This is a genomic window from Oscillibacter ruminantium GH1, assembly GCF_000307265.1.
Taxonomy (GTDB): domain Bacteria; phylum Bacillota; class Clostridia; order Oscillospirales; family Oscillospiraceae; genus Oscillibacter; species Oscillibacter ruminantium.
Map to the genome: position 1 here is coordinate 104996 of NZ_DF158898.1, position 14748 is coordinate 119743.

The window sequence follows — 14748 nt, forward strand, 5'->3', positions numbered from 1 at the left end:
CGTGGTTACGGTGTTCAGCCCACGTTCAGGTAAGAGTACCGGTCGTGGATGGCGGATTTGAAGTTGGAGACGGCGGTGTCCAGATCGACGCTGCCGGAGGCATACTCCGACACGGCAGTGGGCAGCAGCTGCTCGCAGATGACCTGATCCTCACCCACGGCCAGAACATGGATGCCGTTGCACTTGTCGGCAAAGAAGCCGATGATATCCTGATCGTTGTAGCACTTAAAGGTGCTGGAGGTTCCGGAGCCGTGCTCCTGAATGTCAGAAATCGCTTTTGCGTTATTGACGTAATCGCCGTTTGCGGTGTTGATTTCCACCATAGAGTCGGCGTTGCAGGTGACATAGTAGAGAATGTCGCGGGCCAGCTGGGTGTCGGAGCACTCCGCCGTGGCGGCAAGGCCGGTGCCGCCCCAATAGAATGCCTGCGGCCCTTGAATCAGAACCGTGTTGTCGGTCCAAGTGTCGGTCAGGCACCAATAGGAGTACCACGGGCAGCCGGTGAAGGCAATGCAGGCCTCGGTGTTCACGCCGTCGCCGTCTTTCAGCGCGGCCCAGTCGGGCTTCCACATCAGCGTGTCAAAGGTCAGACCCTTGAGCTGCTTGCTCAGTTCCAGATAGTCCTTGATTGCGTCGTCCACAACAATGTTGTCTTTGTCGTTATACCATGCCTGAGAACGGGCGCCGTTGCAGAAAACGTATTTCAAGTCGTCGGTTCCGCTGAGCAGCTTCACCTTTCCGCCGGAAGCGTCGTTCACCTGCGCGGAAACCTTTACCACCTTGTCCCAAGTGGAGAACATCTCCTGAAGAGCGGCGGGATCGGTGGTGCCCAGATACTGCTGGGCCAGATCCGCGCGGATTTGCCAGCAGCCGGGAGTCGCCTGCCAGAACAGGGCGTATGTATCGCCGGAGGCAGCGTCGGACCCCAAGTTCAGATTATAGTCGTACATGTCGGACATGTCGTCGGCGGTAATGCCCAAATCCGCCACGTTTTTCAGCAGACCGGACTGGACGTACTTCTGTACATAGCCAACCTCCAGCAGCATAATGTCCGGATACAGCTCGTTGCCGGGGTCCGCCAAAATGGCGTCAATTTTGTCCTGATAGATGTCGGAGTTGCCTACGTTTACGAATACGATGCGGTCCATATCGGCCTGACTGAGATATTTGGGAAGGACTTTCTCCTGAATGGTCGTAAAGTCGGCGTTCCACGCCCAGATTACAAAGGCGTTCGCGGCGCTGGGGTCGCCGGTGACGGCGGTGCTGTCCTCGGCGCTGGCGGATGCCGATGCAGATGCAGACGCGGAGCTCCCGGAAGAGACAGCGGCAGAAGGGGCGGCTCCGCCGCCGTTTCCGCAGGCGGCCAGACTAAGAAGCATCATCATCGAGAGAAGTGCGGCAAGGACTTTTTTCATTTTGATTCCTCCATATCCAAATTTGTTTCCAAACATGTGCCGTATGGTTTGCGCCGGTCGTTTATCCACGCGCCCGCTGCGGGCGGAGAATATGGATTACAGCTGCTTCACAGAGCCGCCGATCAGCAGTTCGCCGGGAATCAACTCTTGGCGGGGGAGATGGGTGCGGGACTGCTCAATGGCCTCGATGAGCATGCGGGCGGCGTGGCTGCCCAGACGCTCGGTGTCCTGACGGATGGTGGTGAGTATGGGGCGCAGAGCCTGACTGAGATAGATACCGTCGTATCCGGCTACACTGATGTCGTCCGGAACGGAAAGGCCCATAGCTTCCAGCTGGTTCCGTCCGCCCAAATAAGAGAAATCGTCGGGATAGAGGATGCAGGTGGGAGGGACGGGCAGACTTAAAAGCGCCTGTGTAGCCTGTGCGCTGGACGTTGGGTCGCGATAGCGGGCGGGGCGGATATACGCCTCCGGAACCTCCGCCCCCAGTTCCTCGCAGGTGCGGCAGAAACTGGCCAGACGGCTGCGGGTGACTGAGGTCATCTCGCCATGGATATAGGCAATGCGCCGATGACCCTTTTCATAGACGTGGGTCACCAAATCCTGCATCCCCTTCACGTTGTCGGAGACAACTGCGCCCCGCTGGTCAAATACATGGTCCACGGTGACAACCGGAATATCACTGCTTACCAATTCCCGTACCGCGGGGTCTTCGAAATCCACGCAGGCGATGATGACTCCGTCGCAGTTGCGATAACGGCAGTGCTCCAGATAGGACATGGAGCTGCCGCCCAAATTCTGGCTGATAAAGGTTAAATCATAGCCGCCGCACTCCGCTTCGTTTTTAAAGTCGTTGAGAACGGCGGAAAAATAATCGTGACGCAGACCGCTTTGCAGTTGGTCCACAAAGAGGACGCCGATGTTATGGGAACGATTGGTCTTCAGCAGCCGGGCCGCGGCGTTGGGTGTGTAGCCCATCTCCTCCGCCGTTCGGCGGACCAGAGCCACCGTCTCTTCACTAACGTCGGGGTAGCCGTTGAGAACCTTGCTGACTGTGGAGTGCGATACTCCGCAGGCTTTTGAAATGTCTTTGATGGTCACCATAGTATTCCTCCACACGAATCGAACACGTTTTCGTAACTCCATTATATTTTCCAATTTCATCCACGTCAACACTTTTCTTGGTGAAAAATTCTATAATAATTTAGAGATTAATTTGTAATAAATGTTAAAAAATGAAATGTTTTCAAATTATTCTTGTGCAAAATAAAAAATTGCGCTATGGTAGGGGCATCTGTTAGAAACTGTAATTGCAAAAACGTGTTCTTTAATGTTTAAATTGAAGTGGAGGCGGCTTTTCTTTGAAATTTGGGTACTTTGATGATGAAAATAGGGAATATGTCGTAGAAACTCCCGCAACGCCGCTGCCGTGGATCAATTATTTGGGGAATCAGGATTTTTTCGGCCTGATCTCCAACACCGGAGGCGGATATTGCTTCTACCGGGACGCCAAACTCCGGCGGCTCATTCGCTATCGCTATCAAAACGTTCCCGCAGATATGGGAGGGCGATTTTTCTATCTCCGGGAGCCGGAAAAGACTCCATGGAGTCCGGCGTTTCTCCCATGCGGAACGGCGCTGGACCGCTATCGCTGCCGCCATGGGCTGGGCTATACGGTGTTTGAAAGCGAGAAGGATCATCTGGCCGCATCGCTGACAGCCTTTATCCCCTTGCACGAAACCTGTGAAGTTCACAGCCTGACTTTAAAGAACAACGGGAAGCAGGAAAAGGAGATCGAGCTTTGGGGGGCGGTGGAGTGGTGTTTGTGGAACGCGGCGGACGACGCGGCCAACTTCCAGAGGAACCTGAACACCGGCGAGGTGGAGACGGAGCCTTCCGTTATTTATCACACCACGGAGTATCGGGAGCGGCGGGATCACTACGCTTGGTTTTCTGTCAACACGCACACCGATGGCTTTGAGACAGATCGGGACGAATTTTTGGGGCCGTTTGGCGACTGGCGTGCACCCCGGCAGGTGACGGCGGGGCAGAGCAAAAATTCCGAGGCCCATGGCGGAGCCCCCATCGCCGCTCACCGCATAACAGTGAAGCTGGAGCCGGGCGAGGAGACACGGTACGTCTTTTTGCTGGGTTATGCCGAAAATCCACGGGACCAAAAGTTTTCTGCCCCCGGCGTTGTGCGAAAGGATGGGGCGCGGCGGGTCGTAGATCGGTTTCTGAATCCCGCCGCGGCGGATGCCGCGCTGGCGGAGCTGAAATCCTACTGGACGGAACTGCTGTCCGTTTACACGGTATCCAGCAAAGAGCCCAGGCTGGATCGGATGGTAAACATCTGGAACCAGTACCAGTGCATGGTGACCTTTAACATGAGCCGCTCCGCCAGCTATTTTGAAAGTGGAATGGGCCGGGGTATGGGCTTCCGGGACAGCTGCCAGGATTTGCTGGGCTTTGTCCATCTGATCCCAGATCGGGCGCGGGAGCGCATTTTGGACATCGCCGCCGTCCAGAAGCCGGACGGCTCTACCTACCACCAATACCAGCCTTTGACCAAGCGGGGAAATAACGACATCGGCTCCGGCTTTAACGACGATCCACTGTGGTTGGTGGCTGCGGTGTGTGCCTACCTGCGGGAGACGGGGGATTTTTCCATTCTGGAAGAGCTGGTTCCCTTTGACAGCCGCCCCGGCAGTGAGGCACCGCTGCTGGAGCATCTGCGGTGCAGCGTCCACTTCACCATGAACCATTTAGGCCCCCACGGTCTGCCCCTGATCGGAAGGGCGGACTGGAACGACTGCCTGAATCTGAATTGCTTTTCCGAGGAACCGGGAGAGAGCTTTCAAGTCACCGGTCCCAGCGACGGGGTGGTGGCAGAGAGCGTCTTTATTGCCGGCATGTTCGTGAAATACGGGCGGGAATACGCCGATCTGTGCCGCTGGCTGAAGCTGGGTGACGAAGCGGCGCGCGTGGACCAAGCGGTCGCAGACATGGAAAAAGCCGTCCTTACGGACGGCTGGGACGGAGCGTGGTATCTCCGGGCTTATGACGCAGCGGGAAATCCCGTGGGCGGAGAATCCTGCACCGAGGGACAGATTTTCATCGAGCCGCAAGGTTTCTGCGCCATGGCGGGTATCGGTGGGGCAGAGGGGCGGCCCCAAAAGGCGCTGGATTCCGTTCGGAAGCATCTGCTGGGGGACTACGGCGTGGAGCTGCTCACCCCTTGCTATACCGCGTATCACAAGGAGTTGGGGGAAATCACCAGCTATCCACCCGGCTACAAGGAAAACGGCTCCGTTTTCTGCCACAACAACCCTTGGCTTTCCATCGCGGAAACAGAGCTTGGCAGAGGGGAAGAAGCTTTCGACGTCTATCGCCGCATCTGCCCTGCATGGGTGGAGGAGCGCTCGGAGATTCACCGAACGGAGCCGTATGTATACAGCCAGACGGTGGCGGGACGCGCTGCCGCCCGACCCGGCGAGGCAAAAAACAGCTGGCTTACCGGGACTTCCGCTTGGTCCTTCGTAAATATCAGTCAGGCGATCTTAGGCATTCAGCCGGATTATGATGGGCTGCGCATTCGCCCGTGCCTGCCGAGGGAGCTAGGGGAACTGACTGTCTGCCGACGGTTCCGGGGCGTGGATTATACCATCCACATCCGTAACGGCGGCGGACACCGCCCCCAGCTGCGACTGAACGGTCTGCCGCTTGCAGGCGATCTGGTTCCGCTCCCGCCAGAGGGGGTCAAAACCTGCCATGTGGAAGTGCGGCTGTGAACGGCCTGACGTTCGTTGAAACAGCGTGAAAAAACAGATGCCGGAAAAACCTCGCCATGACCAGTCTTAAAAAAACAGGACGGAGACGCCAAAGCGGCGGCTCCGTCCTGCTTCTATATGCCGCATGGCGGCGTTTGAACAATCAGTTGTCCAAGGGCTTCATGGTGGGGAACAGGATTACGTCCCGGATGGTGTCGGAATTGGTCAGCAGCATGACCACACGGTCAATGCCAATGCCCATGCCGCCGGTGGGGGGGAGTCCGTATTCCAAAGCGGTGAGGAAGTCCTCGTCCAGCATCTCGGCCTCCTCATCGCCCCGCTCCCGGGCCTCCGCCTGCTTTTCAAACCGCTGGCGCTGGTCAATGGGGTCGTTCAACTCGGAATAGGCGTTGCCCATCTCGCTGTGGTTAATGAAAAACTCAAACCGCTCGGTGAGACGGGGGTCCTGCGGGCTGCGCTTGGTTAGGGGAGAGACTTCCACCGGATACATGGTGATGAAGGTGGGCTGGATCAAATGATCTTCCACCCGCTGGTCAAAGCACTGGTACAGGGCGTTGCCCCATGTCTTCTCCGCGCTGTCTGCCAGCTCCACGCCCTTGGCCTTCGCGGCGGCAACTGCTTCTGCGTCGTCGGAGATGGCGCCGAAATCAATCCCCACGTACTGCTTCACTGCGTCAATCATGGTCAGGCGGGGCCAGCCGGGAGTCAGATCAATCTTTTGTCCCATCCACTCCACTTCATAGGTGCCCAAAAGTTCCTTCGCGGCGGAGGAGACAACGCCCTCGGCAATGTCCATCATCCCGTGAAAATCGGTATAGGCCTGATAAAGCTCCACGGTGGTGAATTCCGGGTTGTGCTTGGGGTCCATGCCCTCGTTGCGGAAGATGCGGCCAATCTCATAGACCCGGTCCATGCCGCCCACGATCAGCCGCTTCAGCGGCAGCTCCGTGGCAATACGCATGTACATGTCGATATCCAGCGTGTTGTGATGGGTCACAAAGGGGCGGGCGGCCGCGCCGCCGGAAATGGTGTTCAAAACCGGGGTTTCCACCTCAATATAACCCAGATTGTCCAGATAGTTGCGCAGGTGCTTGATGAACTGGGAACGGATGATGAAGTTGCGCTTCACCTCCGGATTCACAATCAAATCCACATACCGCTGGCGATACCGCAGCTCCTTGTCCTGAAGGCCGTGGAACTTTTCAGGCAGAGGCAGCAATGCCTTGCTGAGGAGGACGATGTCCTTGGCCCGGACGCTCATCTCGCCCCGCTGGGTGCGAAAAACCTCGCCGTCCACACCAACGATGTCGCCGATGTCGTACTTTTTGAACTTCTTATAGACCGCCTCATCCATCTCGTCCTGCCGCGCGTAGAGCTGAATGCGGCCCTCCCGGTCGGCGAGATCGCAGAAGCTCACCTTGCCCATGCCGCGCTTGCTCATCAGACGGCCCGCGATCTTCACGCTCTGGCCCTCCATGGCGTCGAAATGGGACTTGATCTGTTCGCTGGTGGCGTTCCAGTCAAATCGGGTCTGGCGGAAAGGGTCCTCGCCCGCGGCCTGAAGCGCTGCCAGCTTTTCTCGGCGGACCCGGGTCTGCTCACTCAGATCCAGTTCGGGCCGCTGGGATGTCTCTTGTTCAGCCATATTATTCTCCTTACCGCTCAATCTTGTGAACCACGTAGGTGAGACTGCCGTTGGGGGCTTCCACCGTGACGGTCTGCCCCTCTTTTGCGCCCATCAGGGCCTTGCCAAAGGGGGATTCCTCGGAAATGATGCCGTGCATCGGGTCGGATTCCTGAGAGCCGACGATTTTATAGACCGTGGGCAGCACGTTGCCGCTGCCATCCGCCACAGTGACCTTGCAGCCGATGGTGACGGCGTCGTTGTCTGCGGCGTTCTCGTCCACCACCACAGCGTGCTGCAGGACTTCCTCCAGCTCCGCAATGCGGGAGTACAGTTTGCCCTGCTCGTTTTTTGCCTCGTCATATTCGCTGTTTTCGCTGAGATCGCCGAAGCCGCGGGCGATTTTGATCTGCTCTGCAACCTCGTCACTGCGGGTGGTTTTTAAAAAATTCAGTTCTGTCTGCAGCTCGTCGAGACGGGCTTGGCTCATCCTGTATTCGTTGCTCATCGGTACAAGTCCTTTCTGCTCCCCTATATTTTCCTTATGGATGTCCACAAGGATTCCAGCTTAGTCATGACACAATATTATAGAGTTTCCGAAACCCAATGTCAAGCGGTTCCGTGATGCTGAGGACAGTTTAAAGGACATGGGATGCACAAATGCGAAAACCGTCGAAAAACGGTTGCAAAATTATAGAAAAATGATATACTGAAAAAAAATAGGCGGAGGAAATATCGGATGGCTTTTGGTGAAAACGCTGCAAGCCAATGCGATTTAAAGGCAGAGGCGGATATTGTGCGGTGCTGCCTTAAGTGCGATACAGTTTTGAAAAGAAAGAAAAGGGACAACTCCGGCGGCGAATGCCGCCGCACAAAGTCGAGAGCCATAGCGCGAGCAGGTGGCGGCAACTGAAGAGTTGGGAAAGCGCCTGTCATGCGGCTGACAGGCGCTTTTTGCGCACGGTCATGGCATTGACGGACCTTACCGGTTTTCCGCAATGAAGGGCCCAGTCAGCAGGTGGGCGAGGACTCTCGGAATTTTACTGCGTATGCGTTTCCGTCAGGAAGGGCATCTGCAATGCTCTGGAGGGGTTAGTAATGGCGGAACAGACGGGAAAACCCGTGGTTCTCGTAGTGGATGATTCACGAACAAATCTCAAGCTGCTCCATGAGATATTTTCTAAGGAATATCAGGTGGAGCAGGCGGAAAACGGTCTGCAGGCGATGGCTATTTTAAGACGCGTGGCGGATGTGGCCGCCGTGATTTTGGATATAAAAATGCCGGAACTGGACGGCTATGGCGTGCTGCGGGCCATGCGAGCGGACGAGCAGCTTCGGGATATTCCGGTTGTGGTAGACACCGGCAGCGACGACCTTGAAAGCCAGCTCAAGGCGCTGGATTTGGGCGCCTTGGATGTGCTGATCAAGCCGTTCAATCCGCAGATCGCCCTGCACCGGGTGCGCAATCTGATCAACCACCGGGAAGCCGGACAGCAGGCGGCGCGCAACCGCGTTCTGGAAGAGCAGCTTCGCCAGTCTGAGATTGATGAGAGGACGGGAATCCTCAATAAGAAAGCATTTTGCCGCAAAACCGCTGAATTGCTGGCAGCTCACCCGAATAAAAGCTATGTGATCCTGCGCTGGGATATTGATCGCTTTAAAATTTTTAACGATACCTTTGGCGTACCTGCGGGCGATATCCTGTTGAGTGAAATCGGGCAGATACTCTGCAACAACGCCAAACCGGGAACGACTTGCGGACACTGGGAAGCGGATCACTTTGTCCTTTGCGTGGAGGCGGCGCAGTTTCAGGCGTATGAGTTTATTACGGAACTAAACCGAACGATTGGTGCGCTCAACTCCCTGTATGACGATTTCGATTTTGTCACCCGGGTAGGCGTGTATCAGGTAAATGACCCGACAATCGACGTGTCGCTGATGTGCGACCGGGCGCTGCTGGCGCTGCGCTCTGTTAAAAACAACTATTTGGCGCGCGTGGCGTTTTATGACGATTCCATGCGTGCGTCGCTACTGGAGGAGCAGGAGATTCTTCAGGAGATGGAACGCGCTCTGGCGCAGGGGCAGTTTGTCGTGTACTTGCAGCCGCAGTATGACTATGCTGCGGGAACCCTCGACGGCGCAGAGGCGCTGGTGCGGTGGCAGCATCCGAAAAAGGGACTGATTTCTCCGGGAAAATTTATTCCTGTCTTTGAGCGCAATGGTTTTATCAGCAACGTGGACGAGTATGTCTGGGAACAGGTGTGCCGTATGCTGCGCGGATGGCTGGATGACGGAAAGCCAATTGTGCCGATTTCGGTTAATATTTCGCGGCGGGACATCTATCGGTCCCATCTGTGCGGACTGCTTCAGAATCTTGTAAAGAAATATCGGCTTGCGCCTGAGCTTCTTCGTTTGGAGATCACCGAGTCGGCGTATATGGACAATCCCGACCAGCTGATCGAAATTGTCAACGAGCTGCTTGCAGCGGGCTTTACCGTGGAGATGGACGATTTCGGAAGCGGTTATTCCTCGCTCAACACGCTGAAGGATGTGCCGGTTCAGACGCTGAAGCTGGACATGAAGTTCCTTGAAAAGAGCATGAACGACACGAGGGGCGGCAACATCCTTACATCGGTTATCCGCATGGCCCACTGGCTCAAGCTGCCCGTGATTGCCGAGGGCGTGGAGACAAAGGCGCAGGCGGATTACCTCAAAAGCATCGGCTGCACCCATATGCAGGGCTACTATTTTGCAAAGCCGATGCCGGTGAAGGAATTTGAAAAGATTCTTGCTTCCAGTACGCTAAAGGGCGGCAACCAAAAGTGCTTTTCCGACGATATTGAGGGCGCGGAGAATTTCCTTTCCGCCTCTACGCAGGCGACTCTCTTGTTCAACAGCTTTGTGGGCGGGGCGGCTATCATCGAATATGACGGCAGTAATGTGGAGGCCTTGCGCCTAAACGACAAATATTTTGAAACGCTGGGCGTCACGCGTGAGGAGTATGCGGGCAAGCAGCTCCATCTGCTGGATCGCTTTGACAAGGAAAACCGGGCGATTCTGGTAAACGCGATTGAAAAGGCCATCGAAACCGGCAGGGAGAGCAGCTGCGAACTGCACTCTCTGCCAATCGGGGGCCACAACCACACCCTTTGGACAAGAGTGCAGCTGCGGCTTTTGGCTCAAAACGCAAACCGTTACATTCTCTATCTGGCGGTGGAGGATATTACGCAGAGAGTAAAGCTGCTGACCCAGAACTCGGAACTGACAGAGCATCTTTCCGCCATCATGGACAATCTTCCCGGTGGCATTTTAGACTATGAGATCACGGACAAAGCGCGTATCAGCTATTTCAACGATATGGCTCCGGCGATGTTTGGATATACGCGGGAGGAGTATCAAAAGCTGTTTGCCGACGATCCGCTGGCCACCATCCACCCCGATGATTTCCCAAAGGCAGGCCGTCAGATTGGTCGGCTGATCCGCGGAGAGGTTCCCACGCTGGAAACGGTCTACCGCCATATCTGCCGGAACGGCACTTGGCGCTATGTACGTCTAACTGCCCGCGTTTTAAGAAAAAATGGAGACGTCAGATTTGCAAGCGGAATCCTGCTTGATATTGACGATGAGGTAAAGAGCCGGCAAACTGCGGCAAAGCAGGAGCAGGAATTGGAAAAGCAGCGGATCTCGCTGCAAGCGCTATACGACACGATCCCTTGCGGCATTATGCAGTTTTCAGCCGCCAGTAAGGAGGGCGAAACGGGGAAACTGCTCAGCCTGAACGATACCGCATGGAAAATTAGCGGCTATGACAGCCGCAGCCAGTATGTGGCGGCCATGCGCGGAAAAAGCAAGCTGAAAGATGTTTATCCCGAAGATTTGCCCATTGTGAGCGAGGCCCTTAAGAAAATCTCTGCGGCAAAGACGGGGATGCAGACGGATTGCGAGTTTCGAATCATCCGCCCGGATGGCAGCATCCGGTGGCTGCGGGTGCTGCTTCAGAGAGTGAACTATCAGAACGGTGAAGAGGCCATTCAGGTGGTGCTCAGCGATATCAGCCACCGCAAGCAGGCGGATCTAAAGCGTCTGAGCGGCGCGCTGTTCGGATTATTCGACGAAGTTTTTGAGTTTGATTTGGATCAGAATATCTGCTCCATGAGATCGGCAAAAAATCCAGATGATTCCCGCATTGGCAAATTAATGCCCTTTAACCGGACCCTTGACATATTATGTGAGCGGTATGCGTTTCCAGAGGATCGTCAACGAATTCGGGACTTTTACCAAAGAACGGGCAATCGTGCAAACGCCATGCCGGAGACGCTGGAATACCGGTATCATGACGCGGAGGGAAAAGAACACTGGGCGTCCAATACGGTGCTGTATCTAAGCGGGTCGGTGCATCTGAGCTGCAACAAGGACATCACGGGCCAGAAAAACGCCGAGTTTTTGGCTAAGGAAAATGAAAAGCTGCAGGCACTTGCCGCCGCGCAGCAAAAGGAAAGTGAGCGGAACCGTCTTTTTATTGAAAAAACCGGCGTACTGGTCTATGACTATGACCCCGTTTCCGATGTTTTAAAAACACAGCGCATGGACTCGGAGCGCGGCGTTGTCGAGGAGATGACACGGCACTATTTTGCTACACTTTCCGATAATCCCTTCATCAGTGTAGAGGATCGGGAACGCATCCGGGAGATGTTCGCGGAGGCGATCAAGGAACCGCTCCGCCGAACCCTTGAATACCGGTCGAACCGCTTTGGCGGTGGATTTTGCGATTGCTCCGTGCAAATTGCCTCCATCGCAAACGAGGCGGGAAAGGTCTGCCGGATCGTGGGGCAGGTCAGTCAAGTACAGAACGATATGAATCAGAGCTTGAACAAAAAGCTGTTTGAGTTCACAGGCTGCGATTTTAAGGACTTGGCCTATGACCGGAGGGCTGTGCGAGAGGTGCTTCAAACGCTGAATGCCGCTGCCGATTCGCGGACGGCTGTGCAGGCGATCCTGTCTTATCTGGGAGAAAAATTTGATGTCAGCCGCACCTATATCATGCAGAAAGAGGAAGATGGGCGGTATCTTTTAAATACGTTTGAATGGTGCGGCGGCGATGCTGCACCAGAGAAGAACCATCTTCCGTCCCGGGCCTACCGAGAGGCCCCAGAGAGAAAATACGCGGAACTATTCGGCGACAATGAGATTTTCTCCTGCTCCGATGTTTCCACACTTCCGGACTGGATACGAAAAGAACTGGAGCCTCGGGGAGTCAGGGCGATCATCCAGTGCGCAATTTTGAAGGGTGGGGCGTTCTGCGGCTGTCTTGGCTTTGATGAGTGCCGGCGCACCAGAATCTGGACAGGGCAGCAGATTAACGTACTGCGCATTGTGGCCCAGATTTTAAGTACCCTTCTGTTCTCAAATCATGAAAACGATAATTTCGATCTGCCGGAGGAGACACTGCGGCGAATGGACAGCAGCCCGGCTTATATCTATATGGTCGATCCCGATACCTATGAAGTCCTTTATTGGAACCCCTCTGTTGAGGCATCAAAGGGCGTTCCGCTGAGAGGGGAATCATGCTACAAGGCATTTGCCCGACGCGACGCTGTGTGTCCCGGGTGTCCGATCAGGTCGCTTTCTTGGATGGGACTGTCCCTCCCTGTGGAGGCGGAAAATGACGGCCGCCGCTATATCATGCAGGCATCCTCCTTCCTGTGGCATGGACGCAAGGTGATTCAGGTTTTGGGTACGGATCGAAGCTGCTTTGCAGAAAATGTGCCACAAATCCGTCAGACCGAGTACAATTGGACGCTCCAGCTCTATACCAGAACACTGAGCGCGCTGTACGATGAAATTGTTGAATTCAACTTCGCCGCCAATACGTTTTTGCCACTGTATGCAAACTACAAGCAGACAGGCAGAGGCGTTAGAGCAACGAACCTTTACCAGACATTTACGAAATGGATAGAAACCTATGTGTGCGCGAAGGACCGGGCCGCGCTTGATGAATTTATGGACCTTGCGCATATCCGGGAGATGTTCCGCAAGGGCCGGACTCCCTCGATGAACTACCAAATCTCTCTGCCGGACGGTTCGCTCCACTACTGCCAAAGTACGCTGCTGCAGATGGATGTAAGCCGCTATCTGTGCTGCACCAAGGACGTGACAAGTCAAAAAAATGCGGAGCTGGACAGAGAGAAACTGCAAATTCTAAAATCGCAGGCAGAGAACCAGAACCTGTACCGCGTCATCGTGGCGCAAACCGGGATCGCCGCGTTTGAGATGAATCTGCAAACCGGAAAATTCTCATCCACAAAGGCGTATCATAAGTACGAGATGAGCCGGTGCGACCAGCAGGAAATTATCTACAACCGCGGGGACCGCAGCATTGTCCATCCGGACGACCAGCAGCTTCTTGACCGCTTTTTTAATGCGACGAAGACACAAACGCCTTATCTGGAAGAGACTCTCCGCGTGAAAATGACGGATGGAAGCTATCGCTGGACGAAAATGGCGGGAACCTTCCTCAAGGATAAAAACGGCAAGGTGCTGCGCATCATCGGCAGCCTGACGGATTTGGATGCGCAGATGCGGTCAAAAATTGCACTGGAGCGGCTTTTAACCAGAATGCAGCAAATCATTTCAAATATTCCCACAGGCGTTGCGATTTATGAAATGGAGGAAGGAAAGCTGCTGCCGGTCTATGCCAGCGACAAAACCTGCGAGATGTTTGGTTTTACAAGGAAAGAGTATGATTTGCGTATTGCCAATGGCCAATCCACGAATTTTGTGCCCACGGCGGATGAACTGACAAAGGCCGGACTTGAGACGCTGATGTCGGGCAAGCCGCTGGTGATTAGAAGAATGCACGCAAAGAGGAAGGATGGAAGCCGGTTTTGGCTGCGGGCTTTTTGCAGCATGAGCAGAAACGAGGAGGGAGTTCCGCTGTATTATGCGGTTCTGGTAAATATTACAGAGGAACTGGCACGGGAGCAGGAGTACCTTTGGCAAATGGAAAAGTATCGAATTTTGAGCGAGTCCACAGATGTAATAACCTTTGACTATGCGCCGCAGGACGACGTTATGCGCATTTCGCTGCACCTACCGGGTGAAGATCCCATTGAAACGACCTATGAACACTATGCGGAGGAGGTTTCCCACGGAGATCAAATTTCCAACGAGGAAGAGCGGCGCTTTATTTCCGCCCTGCGCAGCGCCGCCAGTGACCGCGCCAGCGGAACCTATGATTTCCGAGGAAATTATTACGGGACGCTGCGCTGGTATCGCGCAAAATATGTGACGCTTGCCGACGAGGAAGGGTGCGCCTATCGGGTGATTGGCCGATTGGACGATATCAACGATATGATGCTGGAAAAGGACCGGTTCCGCATGGACGCGCAGTATGACGAATTGACCGGAATCCTTAACAAAAACTACGGTCTGACGGCGATCAAGCAGGCTTTGAAGAAGCGGACGCTGGAGGAGGTTAACTGCATCCTGTTTATGGATATCGACAATTTCAAGTGGATCAACGATTCCTATGGCCATCTGGAGGCGGATCAGGTGCTCAGGCAGGTGGGCATGATTTTGCGGAAACTGTTCTCTGGGGCGGATATTGTTGTCCGTTTTGGAGGCGATGAGTTCATCGTTTATATGAAGTCTGCCGCCTCGCTTGAAGCTGCTGAGAAAAAGGCCGCCAGAATTCTGGAGGAGTTGCATCGAATCACCATCGGCACTGAAAAACCGATTCGGGCCAGTATCGGCATCATCAGCATCGCCGGAGAGAGCGCCGACTATGAAAGCGTTTTCAAATGCGTGGATGAGGCGCTGTACAAGGCAAAAAAAGAAGGCAAGGATCGGTATACGGCCCTGAAATACAGGCCAAAGAAAAACGGCAAATAATAGGCATTACAAAGCTCTGATTTAATCC

General features: G+C 54.8%; 6 protein-coding genes. 2 read left to right on the forward strand and 4 right to left on the reverse strand.

Annotation, left to right across the window (positions count from 1 at the left end; genetic code table 11):
• Window positions 1–14: 14 nt before the first annotated feature.
• A complete protein-coding gene (locus ON16_RS08280; RefSeq protein ID WP_040661229.1) occupies window positions 15–1415 on the reverse strand; it encodes a type 2 periplasmic-binding domain-containing protein in 1401 nt (466 codons plus the stop codon).
• Window positions 1416–1511: 96 nt separating this feature from the next.
• A complete protein-coding gene (locus tag ON16_RS08285) occupies window positions 1512–2519 on the reverse strand; it encodes a LacI family DNA-binding transcriptional regulator (protein ID WP_040661230.1) in 1008 nt (335 codons plus the stop codon).
• 257 nt (window positions 2520–2776) lie between these two features.
• On the opposite strand from ON16_RS08285, the gene ON16_RS08290 reads away from it, so the two are divergent.
• The gene (locus ON16_RS08290; protein WP_040661231.1) at window positions 2777–5206 is read left to right on the forward strand and encodes a glycoside hydrolase family 94 protein; all 2430 of its coding nucleotides are present in this window, start codon (window positions 2777–2779) and stop codon (window positions 5204–5206) included.
• A 142-nt stretch (window positions 5207–5348) separates the two neighbouring features.
• On the opposite strand, the gene lysS is transcribed toward ON16_RS08290, so the two are convergent.
• Together lysS and greA are read right to left on the reverse strand one after the other, a co-directional pair.
• Complete coding sequence (gene lysS / locus ON16_RS08295) at window positions 5349–6851, reverse strand: lysine--tRNA ligase (RefSeq protein WP_040661233.1); 1503 nt, start codon at window positions 6849–6851, stop codon at window positions 5349–5351.
• A 10-nt stretch (window positions 6852–6861) separates the two neighbouring features.
• Window positions 6862–7338 carry a transcription elongation factor GreA gene (greA, locus tag ON16_RS08300; RefSeq protein ID WP_040661234.1) on the reverse strand — a complete coding sequence of 159 codons (477 nt, stop codon included), beginning with the start codon at window positions 7336–7338 and terminating at the stop codon, window positions 6862–6864.
• A 590-nt stretch (window positions 7339–7928) separates the two neighbouring features.
• Between greA and ON16_RS08305 the strand changes: the two genes are divergently transcribed.
• Window positions 7929–14720 carry an EAL domain-containing protein gene (locus ON16_RS08305; protein WP_040661236.1) on the forward strand — a complete coding sequence of 2264 codons (6792 nt, stop codon included), beginning with the start codon at window positions 7929–7931 and terminating at the stop codon, window positions 14718–14720.
• The last annotated feature ends 28 nt before the right edge of the window (window positions 14721–14748 follow it).

What these genes read in the sequence shown, in the direction of transcription:
- ON16_RS08280 (WP_040661229.1), bottom strand. Translation starts at nt 1,415, where the DNA reads ATGAAAAAAGTCCTTGCCGCACTTCTCTCGATGATGATGCTTCTTAGT.
- ON16_RS08305 (WP_040661236.1), top strand. Translation starts at nt 7,929, where the DNA reads ATGGCGGAACAGACGGGAAAACCCGTGGTTCTCGTAGTGGATGATTCA.
- greA (WP_040661234.1), bottom strand. Translation starts at nt 7,338, where the DNA reads ATGAGCAACGAATACAGGATGAGCCAAGCCCGTCTCGACGAGCTGCAG.
- ON16_RS08285 (WP_040661230.1), bottom strand. Translation starts at nt 2,519, where the DNA reads ATGGTGACCATCAAAGACATTTCAAAAGCCTGCGGAGTATCGCACTCC.
- lysS (WP_040661233.1), bottom strand. Translation starts at nt 6,851, where the DNA reads ATGGCTGAACAAGAGACATCCCAGCGGCCCGAACTGGATCTGAGTGAG.